We start from the raw sequence: 19,927 nt of genomic DNA, 5'->3' as shown, positions 1-19,927 counted from the left end.
GCGTCGGCGGCGGGCCCCGAACGGCCCGGTTGGGAATACGAACTGATTTTCCATAGGATCCGGCGATGATCACTAGTAAACGGCTGACGACCGGGGTGGCCATAGCGCTCGCCACCCTGGCCGCCGGGCTCGGCACCGCGATCCCCGCCGCCGCCGACGAAGCCCCCGCCGCCCCCTCTCCCAAGGTCGAGCTGGTGCTCGACGTCAGCGGCTCCATGCGCACCCGCGACATCGACGGGCAGTCCCGGATGGCCGCCGCCAAGCAGGCGTTCAACGACGTCCTGGACGCGGTGCCCGAGCAGGTGCAGCTCGGCATCCGGACGCTCGGCGCCAACTACCCGGGCGAGGACCGCGAGGTCGGCTGCAAGGACACCCGCCAGCTCTACCCGGTGGGCCCGCTGGACCGCACCGAGGCGAAGACCGCCGTCGCCACCCTCGCCCCCACCGGTTTCACCCCCATCGGCCCGGCCCTGCTCGGCGCGGCCGACGACCTGGAGGGCGGCGAGGGTTCGCGCCGGATCGTCCTCATCACGGACGGCGAGGACACCTGCGGGCCGCTCGACCCGTGCGAGGTGGCCCGCGAGATCGCCGCGCGCGGCACCCATCTCGTCGTGGACACGCTGGGCCTGGTGCCCAACGCCAAGATCCGCCAGCAGCTGACCTGTATCGCCGAGGCCACGGGCGGCACGTACACCGCCGTGCAGCACAAGGAAGAACTCTCGGGCCGGGTCAAGCAGTTGGTGGACCGCGCCGCCGAGCCGACGGTGACCCCGGTGGCCACCGAGGGCGCGAAGAGCTGCTCCGCCGCACCCGCGCTGAAGCCGGGTCTCTACACCGACCGCGCGAAGATCGCCCAGCACCGCTGGTACCGCGTGGACGTCCTGCCGGGCCAGGAGCTGCGCGCCTCCGCGAGCGTCGCGGCCGACCGCGCCGTGGACGAGGACTACGGGGTGCTGCTGCGCGCGGTGACCGTGCACGGACGGGAGATCGTCCGGGGCTCCGAGGCCGGGGCGGGCCGCACCGACGTGATCTCGTCCGGGCTGCGCTACCCGAAGGCCGAGGTGGCGGACGGTGACGACGGCGACGGCAAGCCCGCCGCCGAGACCGTCTGCCTCCAGCTCGCCCACTCCTTCTCCGCGCCCGCCTCCGTGAAGCGGTCCCCCGGTCTGCCGGTCGAGCTGACCGTGGACCTCGTGGACGGTCCGGGCGACGCTTCCGACGTGGCGGCCTTCGGGCTCGGCCGCGGCTGGTGGCTCCTCGGCGCACTCGTCCTGACCGGCCTGGTCGCGGGCCTGCTGACCGGCTGGCTCTCGCGCTGGCGCGTCGCCGTCTGGAGGACCAACTGATGCGTACCCCCATCCGCCGCGCCCGCGGCGTACGACGCGCGCTCACCGGGGCGCTGCTCGCCGGGCTGACGCTCCTCACCACGGCCTCGCCGGCCTCCCCGGCCTTCGCGGACGGCCCGTCGGCCGGTGCCGGCCCGTCCGGTGACTCGGCGGGCCCCACCGAGGCCGGCACCACCTTCCGGACCGCGACCGCCCTGGCGCAGGGGCAGACCGGCACCGCTCAGGCTTCGACCGGCGACTACCTGTACTGGGTGTTCCCGGCCGACGCCGGTCAGCGGCCGACCGTCGAGGCCACGGTGAAGCTGCCCGAGAACGCGGCCCGGCGCTCGGCGTCCACCTGGCAGATCGACGTGTACGACGGACTGCGCCGCCGCCAGGCGTGCGCGTACGGGCACCAGACCCGCAAGGCCGGCGCCGAGGCGGCCACCGTCGAGCTGTCCTGCGCCCTGCGGCCCGTGCGGGCGTGGTCCGATCCGTGGGCGAACGAACCGCTGCCGGGGAGCTACTACGTCCGGCTGACCGTCGTCGACCTGCCCGCCGACCAGCTCGGGCTGCCGATCGGCGCCGAGGTGCGGCCGACCGTGAAGGAGGTGGGCGGGGCCCACGACGTGGACGGCACGCTGTCCGAGCCGCTGGTGCCGGGCGTCTCGGTCGCCTCGGCCGGTGACGACGACGGCGCGGGCGCGTCGGCCGCGCCCCGTACGGTCGCCGCCGGCGAACCGGAGGACGGCTGGGCCTCGGGCCGGTGGACCGACCGCTGGCTGTGGACCGTGGGCGGCGGCGTACTCGCCGCGCTGGCGGCCGTGTTCGGCTACTCGCTGACGCGGGGCCGCGGCCGCCCGTCCCACGTTCCGCCGGGCGTCTGACGGACACGTGACGCGCGGCACCGGGGACACGCGCCCCGGTGCCGCGCCGCGTCTCCCAGGGGTATCCGGGCCTTCCGCCCCGCGCACACGGCGCGGCCGGACACCCCCTACGCTGACCCTCGGCCGCGGTGGACGGGACGACAGGGTGGGCGAGTTGGCGTACGTACGGTTCCAGAGTCCGGACCGCAGTCCCCGCGGCCACTTCCCCGGCATCTTCGCGCTGGCCAACGGGCTGGCCCGGGACGGCCGCCTGACCGAGGAGCAGCACCGGTTCTGGCGGGCGGCGAACGACTGGTACGACGCCGCGTACACCGACCCCTCGCGGATCGACCCGAGCGTGTACGACCCCGAGGTGAACCCGGGGGCCGTCGCCTGGTTCAAGGCGTCCGCCGTCCATCTGCTGGACCGCGTCCCCGGCTACCTCGCGCTGCTCGCCGCGCACCAGGTGGCGTGCGAGCGGCTGGAATCCGCCGATCCCGGGCGGATCGTGTACGAGGACGAGGACCAGGTCGTCGTGGTGCCCCACGGCCGCGGGGCGCGCCCGCGACCCGATCCGACCGCGACCGTCACCGTCACCGGCCCCGACCCCGGCAACTCTCCCTCTCCGTAAGGGAATCCGGCATATTCCCGGCCATGCCGGTCGCCGCCCTGGCGAAGCACTCCCCCATCCTGTTCGATTGAGTTCGAACGTGCGCGCGTCGTCGGTGGCGCGCCCCAGGAAGCGGAGTCCTTCGATGTCCACCCAGACCGGTCCGGCGCTCGACACCCCAGCACGCGGCCACGCGTTCGTCCCGGGGCCCAAGGGGCTGCCGCTCGTGGGGAATCTGCCGCAGTTCGGCAAGAACCCCCTTGCCTTCTTCGAACTCCTGCGTGGGCACGGCGACATGGTGCGCTGGCGGTTCGGACGGAACCGGTGCGTCTTCCTCGCCGACCCGGACTGCATAGGCGAGTTGCTCACGGAGACGGAGCGCACCTTCGACCAGCCGAACCTCGGCATCGCCTTCCGGACGGTCCTGGGCAACGGCATGCTCGTGGCGCGCGGCCGGGACTGGCGGCGCAAGCGCTCGCTGGTCCAGCCTTCGGTGCGGCCCAAGCAGGTCAGGGCCTACGCGGCGACGATGGCGGGCTGCGCGGTGGAGCTCGCGGACCGGTGGTCGGACGGCCAACGGGTGGACGTCAAAAGGGAGATGTCCGCGCTGACCCAGCGGATCGCGGTGCGCACGATCTTCGGCGTCGACACCCCGGCGGACTCCGAGGCGATGGGCCGGGCGATGGACGTCGCCCAGATGGAGATCGGCAAGGAGTTCGCCGGGCTCGGCGCGCTGCTGCCCGGCTGGGTGCCCACACCGGGCCGGGCGCGGATCAGGAAGGCCGCGGCCGTCATCGACGCCGAGGTGCGCCGCGTCGTCGCCCGGCATCGGGACGGCGGGGAGGAACGGCCGGACCTGCTCAGCCGGTTGCTCACGGCCGTGGACGAGAGCGGGGCGCGGCTGACCGAGGAGGAGATCCGCGACGAGGCGGTCACGCTGTACATCGGCGGTCACGAGACGACGAGCACGACGCTCGTGTGGGCGTGGTACCTGCTCGCCCGCAACCCCCGTGTCCGCGAGGCGCTGGCCGAGGAGCTGGACCGGGTGCTCGGCGACCGGGAGCCCGGTATGGAGGACTACGCGCGACTGACGTACGCCCAGGCCGTGGTGAAGGAGACCCTGCGGCTGTACCCGGCGATCTGGCTGATCACCGGGATCGCGAAGGAGGGGGCGACGATCGGCGGGCTGCCCGTCGAGAAGGGCACCCGGGTGTGGAGCAGCCAGTGGGCCACGCACCGGGACCCGCGCTGGTTCCCCGAGCCGGAGGAGTTCCGGCCGGAACGCTGGGACGCGGAGGGCGGCGACGCGATCCACGAGTACGCGTGGTTCCCGTTCGGCGGCGGCCCCCGGGTCTGCATCGGTACGCGCTTCGCGATGGTGGAGTCCGTCCTCCTGCTCGCCGTGCTGGCCCGCCGCTTCACCCTGGACCTCGATCCGGGCGAGATCACGCCGCTGACGGGGCTCACGCTCCAGCCGGACCGGGACATGCCGGCGACGGTCCGGGCGCGGTAGCGGTCCGGCCCGCAAACACCTCGGTGCCCGGACCCTTCACGAAAGGGCCGGGCACCGAGCATCTCTGATGAGTGATCAGCTCTTCTTCAGCCACTTCTTCCAGACGTCCGGGTGGCGGTCGATCCAGCGCTCCGCCGCCTCCTGGGGGGTGAGCTTCTGCGAGGCGATCAGCTCGGAGACCTCGTTCTGGTCCTTCTCCGACCAGTGGAACTTCTTCAGGAACGCGGCGGCGTCCCCGCCGCGTTCGGCGAAGTCGGCGTTGAGGAACTTCTGCAGCGGCGTCGTCGGATAAGCGCAGTCGATGTCCTTCGGGTCCTTCGCCGCGCACTCCTCGGTGTACTCGGGGAGCTTGACCTCGACCATCGGCACCTCGTTGAACAGCCACTGCGGCTGGTACCAGTAGCTGAGGAAGGGCTTCTTCTCCTTGGCGAACTGCTGGATCTGGGTGATCTGCGCGGCCTCGGAGCCGGCGAAGACGACCTTGTAGTCCAGGTCGAGGTTCTTCACCAGGGCCACGTCGTTGGTGACGTAGGACGGCGAGCCGTCCATGAGCTGGCCCTTGCCGCCGCTCTCGGCGGTCCTCAGCTCGTCCGCGTACTTGTCGAGGTTCTTCCAGTCGGTGACGTCGGGGTTCTCGTCGGCCCAGTACTTCGGCACGTACCAGCCGATGTGGCCGGTGACGCCGAGGTCGCCGCCCCGGACGATGGTCTCCTTCTCGTCGATGTACAGCTTCTCCTGCTCCGGGTGGCCCCAGTCCTCCAGGATGGCGTCGACGCGGCCCTGGCTGAGGGCGTCCCAGGCGGGTACCTCGTCGGTCTGGACGAGGTCGACGCGGTAGCCCAGCTCCTCCTTGAGGAGGTGCTCGGCCACGGCGACGTTGGCCTGGGCGCCGACCCAGGACTGGACGGAGAGCGTGACGGTCCTGACCCCGGCGGGGGCCGCGAACGGGGACGCCTGCCTGGTCATGTCGGCGGCGCCGCAGCCGGCCGTGGCGAGCAGGGTCCCGGCCGAGGCGAGCGCCACGAGCAGGCGGGTGCGGGAGCGGTTCATCTCAGCTCTCCTGTCGCTGGCGGCGGGTGGTGGGCTGGGTGACCCGGTCGAGCATCAGGCCGAGGCAGACGATCGCCGCTCCGGCGACGAGGCCGGTGGCCAGGTCGCCCTGGGCGAGCCCGAAGACGACGTCGTAGCCGAGGGCTCCGGAGCCGACGAGTCCGCCGATGATGACGACGGCGAGGACCAGCACGACCGCCTGGTTGACGGCGAGCAGCAGCGAGGGCCTGGCCAGCGGGATCTGGACCTGGCGCAGTTGCTGGCCCGGGGTGGCCCCGAGTGAGCGGGCGCACTCCATCGCGGCCGGGTCGACGCCCCGCAGTCCCTGGGTGGTGATGCGGATGACGGCGGGAAGCGCGTAGACGACCGCCGCGGCGGCGGCCGGGGCGCGGCCGACGCCGAAGAGGGCGACGACGGGGATCAGGTAGACGAACTGCGGCATGGTCTGGAAGACGTCCAGGACCGGGCGGAGCAGCCGTTCCAGGCGTTCGCTGCGCGCCGCGCCGACGGCGACGCCGAAGCCGATGACCAGGGTGACCGCGACGGCGGCGATGACCTGGCTGAGGGTGTCCATGGAGGGCTCCCACACGCCGAGGACACCGATCGCGGCCATGGCGAGGACGGCGGTGGCGGCGGTGCGCCAGGTGCCGATGGTCCAGGCGAGGGCGGCGACGATCAGCAGCACCGACCACCAGGGCAGCCCGGTGAGTCCGCCGCGCAGCGGATTGAGAACGCCGCTGGTGAAGTGGGAGGCGAGGTCGGCGGTGCCGCCGACGACGGGCACCCCGGTGTACAGGTGGTCGACCATCCAGTCCTTGGCGGTGTTGACCGGTCCGGCGATCGCGACGGTCAGGTCGTCGGGCCAGACCTGGCCGCCGGCGACGCGCCCCGCGACGGCCGCGGCCGCGGTGACGGCGGCGGCCAGGGTCCAGCCGCGCCATCCGCGCAGGAGGGCCGGGCCGGTGGGCTCGGCGCCGATGCGGCGCCCGGCCGCCTCGGTCGTGCGGTCCAGGACGACGGCGAGCAGGACGATCGGGATGCCGGCGGCGAGCGCCGCGCCGACGTCCACGGAGGAGAGCGCCTGGTAGACGCGGTCGCCGAGGCCGCCCGCGCCGATCACGGAGGCGATGACGGCCATGGAGAGCGCCATCATGATGGTCTGGTTGAGGCCGAGGAGGAGTTCCTTGCGCGCCAGCGGGAGCCGGGCGCTCAGCAGCCGCTGGCGTCCGGTGGCGCCGAGCGAGGTGACGGCCTCCATGACGCCGGCGTCCGCCCCGCGCAGGCCGAGCGCGGTGAGCCGGGCCATCGGCGGAGCCGCGTACACGACGGTGGCGAGGACGGCGCCGGGGACGCCGATGCCGAAGACCAGCACCACCGGGAGCAGGTACGCGAAGGCGGGCAGCACCTGCATGGTGTCCAGGACCGGCCTCAGGACGCGGAACACCCGGTCGGAGAGTCCGGCCGCCAGGCCCAGGAGCAGTCCCAGGACGACGGAGGCGAGGACGGCGACGGTCATCAGCGCGAGGGTCTGCATGGTCGGCACCCACATGCCGAGCAGGCCGCAGACCAGGAACGAGACGGCAGCGGTGAGGGCCAGCCGGATGCCGGCCGCCCGCCAGGCGACGGCGGCGGCGAGCACGGTGACGCCGGCCCAGCCGAGCGCGAGGAGCACCAGGTAGACGCCGCGTACGGAGAGCACGATGGCGTTGCTGATGTGGCCGAAGAAGTAGAGGAACAGCGGGTGGCTGTCGCGGTTGGAGACGATCCAGTCGGTGACGTCGCCGAGCGGCCCGGAGAGGTCGGCGGTCAGCGCGGCGGGCCAGATGCCGCCGCCCCAGCGGCCGTGGACGAGGGGGACAGCGACGGCGGCGACGAGCGCGAGCAGCAGGAGCTTCGCGGCGGCGGGGCGGGCACGGAGGGCGGCCAGCGGTCCCCGACGGGCGCGCGCGGCGGCGGGGCGGGGCGGGCCGGCCTGGGCGGTGGCCATCAGGCGGTCACCTCGCGGGGGCCGTCCGGCGCGTCGGGGGCCGGGGCCGTCACGGCGGGTTCGGCCGTTCCGGCGACGACGTCGAGCAGGCAGGCGCGGTCGACGACGCCGACGAGCCGGCCGGCGTCCATCACCCGGGCGGCGGGGTCGCCGGAGCGGGAGACCGCCTCGATGGCCTCGGCGACGGTGGCGTCGGGGCGTACGGCCGGTCCGCGCTCGCTCTCCCCGGCGAGCGCGGGCCGCATGGCGGTGGCGACGGTGAGGACCTGTTCGCGGGGGACGTCGCGGACGAACTCGCGGACGTAGTCGTCGGCGGGCGAGCCCACGATCTCCTCGGGGGTGCCGAGCTGGACGATGCCGCCGTCGCGCATCAGGGCGATGCGGGTGCCCAGGCGCAGGGCCTCGCTGAGGTCGTGGGTGATGAAGACCATGGTGCGGCCCTCCTCGCGGTGCAGCCGGACCACCTCGTCCTGCATCTCCCGGCGGATCAGCGGGTCCAGCGCGCTGAACGGCTCGTCGAAGAGGAGGACCGACGGGTCGACGGCGAGCGCGCGGGCGAGCCCGACGCGCTGCTGCTGGCCGCCGGAGAGCTGCGAGGGCCGGCGGTCCTCCATGCCCGCGAGACCGACCTTGGCGACCAACTCGGCGGCCTTGGCGCGGCGTTCGGACTTGCTGAGGCCCTGGATCTCCAGGCCGTAGGCCACGTTGTCCACCACCGTGCGGTGCGGCAGCAGTCCGAAGTGCTGGAAGACCATCGCGGCGCGGTGGCGGCGCAGTTCGCGGAGCCGGGAGCGGTCCATCGCGAGGACGTCCTCGCCGTCGATGGCGAGGGTGCCGCTGGTGGGTTCGATCAGCCGGGTGAGGCAGCGGACGAGGGTGGACTTGCCGGAGCCGGAGAGACCCATGACGACGAACACCTCGCCCTTGCGGACGTCGAAGGAGACGTCGCGCACGGCGGCGGTGCAGCCGGTGGCCTCGCGCAGTTCGGCGGGCGGGAGGGCGGCGTGCTCACCGCCGGGGACGCGGTCGGCCTTGGGGCCGAAGACCTTCCAGAGGTTGCGTACGGAGAAGACGGCCTCGTCGGCGCTCCTCACAGCGGCTTCGGGTGCCTGGGTCGCGGTCATCGGACATCGCCTCCGGTGCTGGTGCTGGTGACCGGCACGGCGTCGCGCGCCGCGCCGGAGAGGAGTTCGGCGCACTTCTCGCCGACCATGAGGACGCCGATCATCGGGTTGACGGCGGGCATGGTCGGGAAGACGGAGGCGTCGGCGATCCGGATGCCGTCGAGGCCCCGGATCCGCAACTGCGGGTCGACGACGGCCTCGTGGTCGTCGGCCGCGCCCATCCTGCAGGTGCCGGCCGGGTGGTACACGGTGTGGGCGACCTTGCGGGCGTACTCGCTGATCTCCTCGTCCGAGGTGATCTCCGGTCCCGGGCAGACCTCGCGCGCCAGCCAGTGGGCCAGCGGTTCGGTGCCGGCGATCTCGCGGGCGAGTTTGATGCCGTCGACCAGGGTGCGGCCGTCGTAGTCGTCCTCGTCGGTGAAGTACCGGAAGTCCAGGGCGGGTTTGACCTCGGGGTCGGCGCTGGTGAGGTAGAGGCGGCCGCGGCTGCGGGGCTTGGGGATGTTCGGCGTCATCGACACCCCGTGCTCGGGCTTCTCGTAGCCGAGGCGCTCGGGGTTGTCGGTGAACGGGATCTGGTAGAAGTGGAACATCAGGTCCGGGCCCCGGGATCCGGGGTCGCGGCGGACGAAGAGTCCCGCGTCGGAGTCCATCGCGGAGTTCTCCGGGATGGGTCCGTCGGTCTCCCAGACGATGACGGACTCGGGGTGGTCGAGCAGGTTCTCGCCGACGCCCGGAAGGTCGTGGCGCACGTCGATGCCCAGCGCCTCCAGGTCCGCGCGCGGGCCGATCCCGGAGTGCAGCAGCAGCCGGGGCGTGTCCACCGCGCCCGCGCAGACGATGACCTCGCGGGCGGCGCGCAGCAGGATCTCCTCGCCGTCCTTCGTCCGGACGTGGACGCCGGTGGCGCGGGTGCCGTCGAACTCCAGGCGGTACGCCCACGTCTCCAGCAGGATACGGAGGTTGGGGCGGTCGCCGGCCTCGATGTGCGGGTGGAGGTAGGCCACCGAGGCGGAGGAGCGCTTGTTGTTCTCGGGGTGGTAGGCGAGGTCGAAGAAGCCGACGCCCTCGTGGAACGGCTCGCGGTTGAAGCTCTCCACGCGCGGGACCCCGGCGGCCTGCCGGGCGGCGTCCACGAAGTCGCGGGCGATGGCGTTGCGGTCCTTCTCGTCGACCGGGACGATGTTGTTGCGCAGCTTGGCGAAGTACGGGTCCATCGCGGCGGCGTCCCAGCCCTCGGCGCCGGCCTCGGCCCACTCGTCCCAGTCGCCGGGCAGCGGCTTGAAGCTGATCAGCGTGTTGTGCGAGGAGCAGCCGCCGAGGACCCGGGCGCGGCTGTGCCGGATGTGGGAGTTGCCGCGCGGCTGCTCGGTGGTGGGGTAGTCGTAGTCGAGGTCGCCGCCGAGCAGGCCGAGCCAGCGGCGCAGCGTCAGCACGTCGTCGCGGTCGATGTCGGTGGGGCCGCCCTCGATGACCGTGACGGTGGTGCCGGGGTCCTCGGTGAGCCGGGAGGCGATGACCGACCCGGCGGTGCCGCCGCCGACGATCACGTAGTCGGAGACGGGGGCTTCGGGGTCGGGGACCGCGGTGCTGCGCGGGGTGGAAGACATCGGTCACTGCTCCTTCTGCAAGGTTCGTGCGTGTGCGTGGTGCTGCGAACAGCCGGGCGGGGCCCGTGGTTCGGCGGCTCCGGGCCCTGGTTCCTGGTCCTGTCGTCACGTTCCCGTCGCCGCCGGGAAGCCGCGCGGGGAACCGCCGGGAAGCGGCCGGGCGGCGCGGGGTGCGCGGCCCGTGGTGCGTGGTACGTGCGATCGCGAGGCGCCGGAGCGCTCTCGTGGCGCAGCCGCCCGGCCGTGCCGGCGACGCCGCGAGCGTGTGCGCCGGGCGCCGGGCGGGCGGAAAGGTGACGGCTGGGCCCCGTGGGTGTCAGCCGGCGAACCAGCGCTGGGGGCGCGGGTTGAGGTTCTGGTAGATGTGCTTGGACTCGCGGTACTCGGCGAGTCCGGTCGGGCCGAGTTCGCGGCCGGTGCCGGACTTGCCGAAGCCGCCCCATTCGGCCTGCGGGAGGTAGGGGTGGTAGTCGTTGATCCAGACGGTGCCGTGGCGCAGCCGTCCGGCGACCCGGCGGGCCCGGCCGGCGTCGGTCGTCCAGACGGCGCCCGCGAGGCCGTAGTCGGTGTCGTTGGCCAGGGTGACGGCCTCTTCCTCGGTACGGAAGGTCTCGACGGTGAGAATCGGGCCGAAGGTCTCCTCGCGGACCACCTTCATCTCCCGGTGGCAGCCGTCCAGGACGGTCGGCCGGTAGAAGTAGCCTCCCTCGGGCCGTACGTCGCAGGGCTCGGGGCGCGCGCCGCCGGCCCGGACGATCGCGCCCTCCTCGCGGGCGGAGGCGACGTACGCCTCGACCTTGGCGAGCTGCTGGGCGGAGACGAGGGGGCCGCACTCGACGCCGTCGAGGGTGCCCCGGCCGAGGCGGATGGCGTCGGCGCGGCGGGCCAGCTCGGCGACGAACCGCTCGCTGACGCTCTCCTCGACGATCAGGCGGGCGCCGGCGGAGCAGACCTGGCCGCTGTGGAAGAACGCGGCGTTCAGCGCCTGGTCGACGGCGGTGTCGAAGCCCTCGTCGGTGGCGCAGGCGTCGGCGAAGACCACGTTGGGGTTCTTGCCGCCGAGCTCCAGGGCGACCTTCTTCACGGTGGGCGCGGCCGCCTGGGCCACCTTCGTACCGCTGACCAGGCCGCCGGTGAAGGAGACCAGGTCCACGTCCGGGTGTTCGGCGAACCGGGCGCCCACGGGGTCGCCGGCGCCGGTGACCAGATTGGCCGTGCCGTCGGGCAGCCCCGCCTCGGCGAGCAGCCTGACCAGGTGGACGGTGGAGAGCGGGGTGACCTCGCTGGGCTTGAGGACGAAGGTGTTGCCGGCGGCGAGGGCCGGGGCGATCTTCCAACTGGCCTGGAGGAGGGGGTAGTTCCAGGGGGCGATCAGGGCGCAGACGCCGACCGGTTCGTGGACGACGATGCTGTGGATCTCGGGGTCGCCCGCATCGACGACCCGGCCGCCGCTCTCGTTCATCACGAGGTCGGCGAAGTAGCGGAAGGCGTTGGTCACGTCGTCGACGTCGACGCGGCCCTCCTCCAGGGTCTTGCCGGTGTCGCGGCTCTCGGTGATCGCGATCTCCTCGCGGTCCCGCTGGAGCAGGTCGGCGACCCGGCGCAGCAGGGCGGCCCGCTCGGCGACCGGCCTGTGCGGCCAGGGGCCGTCGTCGAAGGCGCGCCGGGCCGCCGCGATCGCCGCGTCGGCGTCGTCCGCCCCGCCCTCCGCGACGACGGCCAGGACCGTGGCGTCGGCGGGGTCGATGACCTCGCGGGTCGCCCCTGATCCGGCGGCCCGCCAGGTGCCGTCGATGTGGATGGTACTGAGCGCCGACATGTCGTTTTTCGCCTTCCGTGCCTGAAATGCCCCCTCCCGTTCGGCGGGGGCATGGTGCGCGGCGGGCCGGGGTGCGGCCGCGCCGACGACCTGGACCCCTCCCCGGACCGGCGGGATTCATGCCGAGAACTTCACACGGAGTGACGCGCCTCACGCGGGGCGGCGGCGTCGCGTGGGGCGGCCTTACGCGGGGCGGCGGCCACACGCGGGGCGGCGCCGGTGGAGTGCTCCCTGCGGAACGGCCGGTCCCGTTCCCCGAGCAGGGCGGCGGGGCCCGCCGAGCGCAGCACCACGTCCAGGGCGCGCTCGGGGTCGGCGGCGTACACGGTGCTGAACCAGGCCATATTGGCCTCGACGACGGCCCAGACGGCGGCGCGGCCGGGCGCCCTCATGCGTCCGACGTCCACGACCACGCCGCCGGGCAGGGTGTGGCCGCACTCCCTGGTGAGATCGCGCACGAAGGCGCGCACGGCGGCCTCCCGGGGGTGGCCCGCCAGCGGGGCCGGGTCGAGCCGCCCGTAGCGGGCGTAGCGCGAGCCGGTGCGGACCTCGCCGTCGAGCAGGAAGATCCTGAACTCCTCCTCCCAGTCGACGACCTCACTGATCTGGACGAACGGGTCGCCGGTGCCGGGCGGAGGCGGCGGCAGGGTGGACCCGTCGCGGTGGACGGCGGCGGGGAAGCTCTTGTCGGTGGGCGGTTTGGCGAAGAACGGTCCGGTACGCCGGCGGGCCTCGGAGAGCGGCACGCGGCTGACGGCACGGCCGGTGAAGGCGGCGGGGAGGGCGTCGAGCCATCCGTCGTCCGGTTCGAGGAGCGCCACCCCGAGCGGCCCGGCGACCCGGGCGGCGAAGCGCGGACCGCCGTAGTAGTGCGTGTCCCCCCGCCGCCGCATCGGTTCGGGCACTCCGTCGACGGGCAGTACGGCCACCTCCATGCCGCGTCGGCGCGCGGCATCGGACAGGAGGGCGGCCGTGCCGGAGCGGTGCGGCGCGAAGGCCAGCAGGCCCGGTGCCGATGCCATGAGCCCCCCTTTCCCGGCCGGTGCCGATGCCATGGGTTCCCCTCCCCCAGCCGGTGCCGATGCCACAGGTTCCCCTCCCCCAGCCGGTGCCGGTACCGCCGGGGAGCCCATCCGCCTGCCGCCCGTCAGTCCAGGAGGACGGGGAACGCCGCCATGTCGTTCTGCGTCATCACCGGAAGCTTGGTGATCTCCTCGTCCGGGACGGCGAGCCGCAGCCCGGGGAACCGGCCGAACAGCGCGGGCAGCGCCGTCGCGGCCTCGACGCGCGAGAGGGCCGCGCCGGGGCAGATGTGCGGGCCGTGGCCGAACGTCATGTGCCGGTTGCGGGTGGGCCGGGTGATGTCGAAGGCGTCGGCGTCGGGGCCGTGCTGCTCGATGTCGCGTCCGATGGCCCGGTAGGAGATGACGACGCCCTCGCCCTCGCGGATCACCTCGTCGCCGACGGTGATGTCCTCGGTGGCGAACCGCATCAGCAGGTGGGTGGTGGGGGTGTCCCAGCGCAGCGTCTCCTCGATCACCGCGTCCCAGTCGGCCTCGCCGTCGAGCACCATGCGGAGCTGGTCGGGGTGGGAGAGCAGGGCGCGCACGGCGTTGAGGACCAGGCCGATGGTGGTCTCGTGCCCGGCGGCGACCATGGCCTTGAGGTTGCCCACGACCTCCTCCTCGGTGAGCGGCTCGCCGCCCTCCTCGGCCAGGATCAGGGCGCTGGTGAGGTCGTCGGCGGGCCGCGCCGTCCTCTCCCGCACGAGTTCGGCGTAGAAGACGTCCAACTCGGCCAGCAGGGCGAGGCGTTCGTCCTGCGGGGTGAGCATCGAGAAGAACGCCTTGTACTGCCGGGTCAGCATGGCGTGCTGGGACTCGTCGACGCCCATGAGCATGCCGACGACCTTCATCGGGAGCGGCTGGGCGAAGACGGCCTTCAGATCGACGACGCCGTTCTCGTCCCGGCCCGCCTCCAGTTGGTCCAGCAGCTCCTCGGTGAACTCCTCGATGGCGGGGCGGATCGCTTCGAGGCGGCGCGGGGTGAGCGCCTGGGACGTCTTGGTGCGCAGCCGCCGGTGCTCGGCGCCGTCGACGGTGAACATGGAGCGGCCCGCGTCGATCATGCCGATGAGCGGCCATGCACGTGTCACCACTCCGCTCCGCCAGAGCTCCCACGCGTCGATGTCCTTCACCAGGCGCTGGTCGAGCAGGAGTCGACGGGCTTCGGCGTGCCGGGTGACCGTCCACGCCGGTACGCCGAGCAGGTCGATCCGGGCGAGGACCCCGGCGTCGCGCAGTCGGGCGGTCTCGCCGTCGAGGTCCTGGACCATGGGGTCGATGACGACGGCGCCGGTGCTCCGGCCGGCCGGCGCGGCGGCAGTGTGCGGGCAGTTCACAACGCGTCTCCTGTCGTACGTACGGGCGTGAAGCGGACGGGCAGGGCGGTCGTGCCGCGCAGGAACGCGGACGGCCTGCGGACCAGTTCGGAAGCGGGGACGGAGAGTTCGAGGTCGGGTAGCCGGTCCATCAGCACTTCGATGCCGGTTCGGGCGATGGTCTCGGCGATCTCCTGGGCCGGGAAGGGGCAGCGGTACTCGCCGTGGCTGAACGCCAGGTGCGCGCTGTTGCCGCCGTGGCCCGAACGGACGGCGTGGGCGGAGACCTGCTGCCGGATGTGCGGGTCGGCGTTGGCGGCGCCGAGCCCGAGGAGCAGCAGGTCGCCGCGCGCGATGTTCCGGCCGCCGAGCCGGGCGTCGCGCGCCGCCCACCGTCCCGCGAGGATCTGGGTGGGGCCCTCCTCCCACAGGACCTCGTTCATCGCTTCGGCGACGCTGTGGCGGCCACCGGCGAGTGAGTCGGCGAACTGGTCCTCGGTGAGCATCAGCCGGGTGGAGTTGCCGATCCAGTCGGCGGTGGTCAGGTGGCCGGCCGCCGTGATGGCCATCAGGTCGAGGGCGTACTCCTCGTCGGTGAACGGCTCGGGGTGGGCGAGCATCCGGGAGGTCACGTCGTCCCCCGGCAGCTCCCGCTTGGCGGCGACGAGGCGGTGCATGTGCTCGCCGAAGCGCTGGTGCGCCTTCTGCGCCCCGGGGCCGCCGTCCGCGAGGTCCTTGAGCACCCGGGCGATGTCGGCGCCCTCCTCGTCGGGGAAGCCCACGAGGCGCGCGAGCACGAGGACGGGCAGCGGCTCGGCGTATTCGGCGACGAGGTCGGCGGTGCCCCGCGTGCACACGGCGTCGATGAGCCGGTCGGCCAACTGCTCGCAGTGCTGGCGGATTTCGAAGGGGTCCATCGCTTCGAGCGCGGGGACGACCATGTCGACGTGGCGGCGGTGCTCGGCCCCCGCGGTGAAGTAGATGGACGGCATGGGCGTCCCGACCATGGGCAGGAGCGGCCAGTCGGCGGGGATGTTCTCCCACTGGTTCCAGAGGGAGACGTCCCGGGGGAACAACTCCCCGTCGCTGGTGACCTGGTGGAGCTCCCGGTAGCCGATCACCAGCCAGGCGGGGACGCCGCCGTGCAGCTCGACGGGGACGACGGGCCCGTGCTCGCGCCGCATCCGCCGGTACAGCTCCTGCGGTTCGGTGTGGAAGCCGGGTCCGCTGAGCGCGACGGCCCCGGTGCCGCCGACGGGGCAGCCGCCTGCGGCGGACGAGGGCGTGGCGGACGAGGGGTGCGTCATCGTACGGACTCCAGGGGCAGCGGATTCGCGCGTTGGGAACCGACGATCAACGCGGCACCACTATAAGGAGATTGAGTGAACGCGGGGGCGGTTCGCGCTCATTCCCGGCCGCTTTTCGAGAGGTAAGCGCTCACTTGACGATCGCTTCCGTACGACATCTGCGCAACATTGGCCACAAGATCGGCATCAGGACCGTCCACCGCCCGGGCGATCACCTCCCGGACGGGGCCGGTGGAGTGAAGGCCACCCGCACGCTCCACTCGCCGGTGCGGAGCGTCAGACCGTCCGCCAGGTCCGCCGACCGCTCCGGATCGGTCAGCCGGATGTTGACGGCCGACCCCAGGAGCACCGGGTCGAGCGGAGGCCGGCGGGCGCCCCAGGCGCGTTCGGTGCGGGCCTCCAACTGCCCTCCCCCGCGCAGCCGGACGAGGCACCGGGTCTCGTCCAGCCGGGCGACGAGGACGTTGAGGTTCTCGTACCTCGAAGCCGCGTCAGCGATCCAGTCGAGTGCGGCCACCTCCGCGTCCGCGACCGTACGGGCCAGGACCTCCGCCGCGTGCGGCCAGTGCGGGTGCGTCTCCTCGGTGGTGACCGCGTAGAAGCCGAGGGCGCGGGTGTGGTGCCCGGCGACGAGGGGCCGCCGCCGGACCTCGACGGCGCCCCGCGGGTCGTGCGCGCCCGTCACGTCGTACGCCGTGACCGACGGCCCGCGGACCGGTTCGGGCGGCGGTACGGGGAGCGGCCGCGGCGCCTGCGACGGCGGGCGGACCCCGCGACCGGCGAGAAACGCGTACATCCGGGCCCGCGTCACCTCGCCGGAGGTGTCCACCGAGCGGAGCTGCCCGTCGACCACGGGCCGCAGCGCCGCCGGGTCGTGCCGGCCCGCCGCGTCCAGCAGCTGGGCGAGCAGGTCGCCCTCGGGGTCGAGCCGGGGCGCGCCCCGGCCGAACGCGGCGGCGGGCGAGAGCGGGTCCAGTTCGTCCAGGCCGGTCGCCGCGAGCAGCGTGACGCGGTCCGCGGCGGCCGAGTAGAACGACGTACTGCCGTGGTCGCCGACCACCCAGTCGCCGGCCACCACCGCCGCCCGCCAGCCCTCCTGCGGCGGGATGATCATGAGCCCGGCGTCCATCGCGGCCCCGAGCCGTTCCAGCACACCGGCAGGGGTGTGCCGGGCCCACACGTTGGGGTGGAGGACGGCCGCGACGGCGAACTCGTCGGCCGGGAGCGAGGTCACCAGCCGCAGCGGCAGCTCGGGGTGGCGCCCGAGCAGCGAATGCTCGCTCCAGGTGGAGTGGACGACCACCAGCCGCCGCCCGTCGACCGCGCCGAGCCGGGACCGGTACCGGTCCCGGTGGGCCATGCTCGCGGTGATGCGCTGGAAGCACCAGTCCCCGACGGGCACGGCGTACGGAACCGCCTCGGGGCAGGACTCGGCGAGCCGGTCGATCTGCTCCCGGTGGGAGACGCCGATCGCCTTCGGCACGACCTTCCCCCGCCACATCAGCTCCCGGCGCGACAGCCCGGCCGGAACGGCGGCCTCACCGGTCGACTCGGTGACGAGGCGGTTGTACCCGGCGCCGTGCGGCAGCACCATCAGCGGGGCGCGGAGCCGTCGCATCGTCGGATGCACCGAACAGCTCACCGCCAGATCGAAGGAGCGCCGGGTCGCCTCCTCCCAGCTCAGGACGTTGATGCCGAGCCCGGACAGATAGGAGTCCAGCCCGTCCGCGAACGCCGATCCGGGGTTGACCGTGTAGTACTTCTCGATCCCGTCCTCGCTCCGCAGCAGATGCATCACGTCCACCACCCGCGTGGCGGACGTGAGCGTCCGGGCCACCCCGAGCACGTCGGCCCTCGGCGGCTCCCAGGTGTTCCAGCGGGACGGCCCCGGCCGGCCGGCCCGATGGAACCAGGTGGCGGGGCGGCTCAGCAGCGATGACACCGAGGACAAGAGGGCTCCGGGAAGAGGGGGCGGGGCGGAGGGGGAACCGGACGACGGACGGGGCGGCGGCGTGCCCGGTGGGGCCGTGCCGGGCGTGGAGCACGGGTGGCCGGGCGCGATCGGAGAGCCGGAAGGGGCTCGGGGTCAGTCCGCGACGCTCGGCGGCTTCAGCCCCATCACCTCCCGCAGCTCTCGCAGCTTCTCCTCGTACGCGGCCCGCAGCGGCGCCTCGTCGGCCCGCTCGGCCAGCGAGGCGAGCAGCGTGAGCGCCTGGTCGACCTTGGCCAGTTGTCCGAGTTCCGCCGCACCGTCGGCTGCCGCGACCGCCCGGTCCAGTTCGCCGCGTCCGCCGAGGGCTCGGGCCCGTACCAGCTCGATACGGGGGAGCATGGGGTCGTCGCCGGCGGTGCGGGCGGCCTCGGCCGCCGCGTCCAGTACGTCGAGGGCCTCGGACCACCGCCCTCCCGCCACCAGCGCCTGCCCCACGTTGTAGCTCTGCACGACGACGCCGTGCCGGTCCGGCACCGCGCGGTTGGCCGCCAGAGCCCGTTCGAAGAGATCGCGGGCCTCGGCCGCCCGGTCCCGGGCCAGGGCGATGAGCCCACGGGTCTCCCACACCACGCCGCTGAGCCGGGGATCACCCGCCAGCCCCAACAGCTCCGTGGCCGAGGTGAGTTCGGAGTCCGCGTGATCGAGGTCGCCCAGCTCGTACGCGGCACGGGCCACCTGGTTCCGCATCCGGACCTCCACGTCGGGGCGGGCCTCGTGCTGGGCCGCCTCGATGGCCAGGCGGCCGGTGGCGACGCACTCCGCCAGGTGCTTGCGGCTGTGGTACAGCGACCACAGCGACTCGTACAGCCGCCACACGTCGTCGTGCCACCCGTGTTCCGCCGCGGCGCGGATCACGTGCTCCAGGTTGACGCGCTCCGCGTCCAGCCAGTCCAGCGCCCCAGGCCGTCCCGTGAACAGCGGTTGTTTCGCCGAGAGTTCGGCGAGGGCGCGGCTCGGTGGCGGCTGGATCCTGAAACGGTCGCCGAGCACCAGGGCGTCGGCGTGGGCGGCCGCGTCCCGGTAGAAGTCCACGACGCTCCGCAGGACCGACCGCCGCTCGCCTCCGGTCGAGGCACGTGCGCGCAGCCGGGCGTGGGCGCGCGCCACATCGTGCAGGCGGAACCTCCGGGGGCGGTCCGGCGACTCCACCAGGATCGCGAGGCGCGAGGAGAGCAGTTCGCCGAGCGCCTCGTCCACCCGGACAGCGCCGGCAGCCCGCAGGAGGTCCGTGGTGGTCGTCGTGCCGGGAAGCGTGCCGAGGAGGTCGTAGATCCGGCGGGTGTGTTCCGACACCTCGGCGAGGACCGAGTCCAGCACCGTGTCGACCGCCTCGCCCACGCCGGCCTCGCCCCGCTGGGGCTCCTCGCCCTCGCCCACCACCGTATGCGCCCCCTCCATGTCCACGCCGCCCGTTCCGTGCCGTCCGGCCGCCGTCAGATCGCGCACCACGTCGTCGAGGGTCAGGTGCGGCCGCGCCGCCAGCCACTCCACCGCCGCCCGCAGCGCCAGCGGATGGCCGGCGCACAGCCGTACGACCTCCGCTGCCGTCCCGTAGTCGGCGTCGGCGTGCCAGCGGCGTACGAGCTCCGTGCCCGCCGCCTCGTCCAACGGGTCCACGCCGATCAGCACGGCCCCGTCCATCAGGAGCGAGGGCAGGGCCCGGCGGCCGATCGCCACGAGCAGCCCGCGCGGAGGCAGGAGCGTCCGCGCCTCCGGGGCGTGCTGGACGTTGTCCACCACCACGAGCAGGCTCTTCCCGGCGGCGAGGCTGCGGAAGAGGGCCCCGCACTCCGCGACCCCGGCGGGCACGAACTCCTTGCCGACACCGAGCGCGCGCAGGAACCCGCCGAGCACCGCGACGAGATCGACGACGCCGTCGCGCCGCAGATCCTCCAGGTCGACGTAGAGCCGCCCGTCCGGGAAGAGCTGCTCCAGTTCACGGCTCACGCTCTGGGCGACAAGCTGCGTCTTGCCGACCCCGCCGACGCCGACCACGTGCAGCATCCCGGGCCCCGGCTCACCGGCCAGGGCCACGGCGGCGTCCCGGAGACCGGCGAGCTCCTGCACCCGGTTGACGAAGACCCGGCTGGGAGGCGGACCCTGGCTCGGCGGCACGTCGGGGGCCCGCTCCGGCAGCCGCAGTCCCTCGATGTGCTGCGCCATCAGCACGGGCCCGAGGATGACGGCGTCCCCCGACACCGTGTTGTACGCCGTTCCGCCGCCGTCGGTACCGAGGCTGCTCAACCCGTCTCCTTCCGCCGGTGCGGCCACCCTCGCGGTGGTGGACGCGCCGGTCCCCTTCCCGGCTTCCGTGGACCGGAACCCGCCCCGGCCTCGCACTGT

At 73.6% G+C, this 19,927-nt stretch carries 14 protein-coding genes; 4 read left to right on the top strand and 10 right to left on the bottom strand.

All coding sequences use genetic code 11. The features are described 5' to 3' along the window. Positions 1 to 65: 65 nt before the first annotated feature. The 4 genes from IF19_RS0103410 to IF19_RS0103395 all read left to right on the top strand — a co-directional run bounded on the left by IF19_RS0103410 (position 66) and on the right by IF19_RS0103395 (position 4,314). On the top strand, positions 66 to 1,346 hold the full coding sequence (locus IF19_RS0103410) for a VWA domain-containing protein (RefSeq protein WP_030113873.1): 1,281 nt from the start codon (positions 66 to 68) through the stop codon (positions 1,344 to 1,346). Next, the gene (locus IF19_RS0103405; RefSeq protein WP_030113872.1) at positions 1,346 to 2,212 is read left to right on the top strand and encodes a hypothetical protein; all 867 of its coding nucleotides are present in this window, start codon (positions 1,346 to 1,348) and stop codon (positions 2,210 to 2,212) included. The genes IF19_RS0103410 and IF19_RS0103405 overlap by 1 nt, the downstream gene beginning before the upstream one ends. 145 nt (positions 2,213 to 2,357) lie before the next feature. Next, entirely contained in the window at positions 2,358 to 2,822 is a 465-nt protein-coding gene (locus tag IF19_RS0103400) for a hypothetical protein (protein WP_063751420.1), read from the top strand. A 124-nt stretch (positions 2,823 to 2,946) separates the two neighbouring features. Next, positions 2,947 to 4,314, top strand: coding sequence for a cytochrome P450 (locus IF19_RS0103395; RefSeq protein WP_030113870.1), 1,368 nt, complete (start codon positions 2,947 to 2,949; stop codon positions 4,312 to 4,314). Positions 4,315 to 4,389: 75 nt separating this feature from the next. On the opposite strand, the gene IF19_RS0103390 is transcribed toward IF19_RS0103395, so the two are convergent. The 10 genes from IF19_RS0103390 to IF19_RS0103345 form a co-directional block, all read right to left on the bottom strand. Further along, on the bottom strand, positions 4,390 to 5,364 hold the full coding sequence (locus IF19_RS0103390; RefSeq protein WP_030113869.1) for an ABC transporter substrate-binding protein: 975 nt from the start codon (positions 5,362 to 5,364) through the stop codon (positions 4,390 to 4,392). 1 nt (position 5,365) lies between these two features. Beyond that, entirely contained in the window at positions 5,366 to 7,351 is a 1,986-nt protein-coding gene (locus tag IF19_RS0103385; protein WP_030113868.1) for an ABC transporter permease, read from the bottom strand. Then, the gene (locus IF19_RS0103380) at positions 7,351 to 8,475 is read right to left on the bottom strand and encodes a quaternary amine ABC transporter ATP-binding protein (RefSeq protein WP_030120317.1); all 1,125 of its coding nucleotides are present in this window, start codon (positions 8,473 to 8,475) and stop codon (positions 7,351 to 7,353) included. The genes IF19_RS0103385 and IF19_RS0103380 overlap by 1 nt, the downstream gene beginning before the upstream one ends. After that, positions 8,472 to 10,085: a GMC family oxidoreductase gene (locus IF19_RS0103375; RefSeq protein WP_030113865.1), complete on the bottom strand. Its 1,614-nt coding sequence runs from the start codon at positions 10,083 to 10,085 to the stop codon at positions 8,472 to 8,474. The genes IF19_RS0103380 and IF19_RS0103375 overlap by 4 nt, the downstream gene beginning before the upstream one ends. A 316-nt stretch (positions 10,086 to 10,401) precedes the next feature. Beyond that, positions 10,402 to 11,904, bottom strand: a complete 1,503-nt coding sequence (locus IF19_RS0103370; protein WP_030113864.1) for an aldehyde dehydrogenase family protein — start codon at positions 11,902 to 11,904, stop codon at positions 10,402 to 10,404. Between the two features lie 131 nt (positions 11,905 to 12,035). Then, positions 12,036 to 12,926, bottom strand: coding sequence for an ATP-grasp domain-containing protein (locus IF19_RS0103365; RefSeq protein ID WP_078580445.1), 891 nt, complete (start codon positions 12,924 to 12,926; stop codon positions 12,036 to 12,038). A 125-nt stretch (positions 12,927 to 13,051) separates the two neighbouring features. After that, positions 13,052 to 14,305 (bottom strand): cytochrome P450 family protein, encoded by a 1,254-nt coding sequence (locus tag IF19_RS0103360; RefSeq protein ID WP_030113862.1) that lies wholly within the window; start codon positions 14,303 to 14,305, stop codon positions 13,052 to 13,054. Next, positions 14,302 to 15,591 (bottom strand): cytochrome P450, encoded by a 1,290-nt coding sequence (locus tag IF19_RS0103355; protein WP_030113861.1) that lies wholly within the window; start codon positions 15,589 to 15,591, stop codon positions 14,302 to 14,304. The genes IF19_RS0103360 and IF19_RS0103355 overlap by 4 nt, the downstream gene beginning before the upstream one ends. 211 nt (positions 15,592 to 15,802) lie before the next feature. Further along, positions 15,803 to 17,542 carry a hypothetical protein gene (locus tag IF19_RS0103350; RefSeq protein ID WP_030113860.1) on the bottom strand — a complete coding sequence of 580 codons (1,740 nt, stop codon included), beginning with the start codon at positions 17,540 to 17,542 and terminating at the stop codon, positions 15,803 to 15,805. Positions 17,543 to 17,677: 135 nt separating this feature from the next. Next, positions 17,678 to 19,828, bottom strand: a complete 2,151-nt coding sequence (locus tag IF19_RS0103345; RefSeq protein WP_063751419.1) for a tetratricopeptide repeat protein — start codon at positions 19,826 to 19,828, stop codon at positions 17,678 to 17,680. Positions 19,829 to 19,927 lie beyond the last annotated feature (99 nt).

It is taken from the genome of Streptomyces californicus, from assembly GCF_000717645.1.
Taxonomy (GTDB): domain Bacteria; phylum Actinomycetota; class Actinomycetes; order Streptomycetales; family Streptomycetaceae; genus Streptomyces; species Streptomyces californicus.
The sequence above is the reverse complement of the archived record's forward strand: the minus strand, read 5'-3'. Positions and strand labels throughout refer to the sequence as shown.

What these genes read in the sequence shown, in the direction of transcription:
- IF19_RS0103375 (WP_030113865.1), bottom strand. Translation starts at nt 10,085, where the DNA reads ATGTCTTCCACCCCGCGCAGCACCGCGGTCCCCGACCCCGAAGCCCCC.
- IF19_RS0103355 (WP_030113861.1), bottom strand. Translation starts at nt 15,591, where the DNA reads ATGACGCACCCCTCGTCCGCCACGCCCTCGTCCGCCGCAGGCGGCTGC.
- IF19_RS0103410 (WP_030113873.1), top strand. Translation starts at nt 66, where the DNA reads ATGATCACTAGTAAACGGCTGACGACCGGGGTGGCCATAGCGCTCGCC.
- IF19_RS0103380 (WP_030120317.1), bottom strand. Translation starts at nt 8,475, where the DNA reads ATGACCGCGACCCAGGCACCCGAAGCCGCTGTGAGGAGCGCCGACGAG.
- IF19_RS0103385 (WP_030113868.1), bottom strand. Translation starts at nt 7,351, where the DNA reads ATGGCCACCGCCCAGGCCGGCCCGCCCCGCCCCGCCGCCGCGCGCGCC.
- IF19_RS0103390 (WP_030113869.1), bottom strand. Translation starts at nt 5,364, where the DNA reads ATGAACCGCTCCCGCACCCGCCTGCTCGTGGCGCTCGCCTCGGCCGGG.
- IF19_RS0103395 (WP_030113870.1), top strand. Translation starts at nt 2,947, where the DNA reads ATGTCCACCCAGACCGGTCCGGCGCTCGACACCCCAGCACGCGGCCAC.
- IF19_RS0103365 (WP_078580445.1), bottom strand. Translation starts at nt 12,926, where the DNA reads ATGGCATCGGCACCGGGCCTGCTGGCCTTCGCGCCGCACCGCTCCGGC.
- IF19_RS0103370 (WP_030113864.1), bottom strand. Translation starts at nt 11,904, where the DNA reads ATGTCGGCGCTCAGTACCATCCACATCGACGGCACCTGGCGGGCCGCC.
- IF19_RS0103405 (WP_030113872.1), top strand. Translation starts at nt 1,346, where the DNA reads ATGCGTACCCCCATCCGCCGCGCCCGCGGCGTACGACGCGCGCTCACC.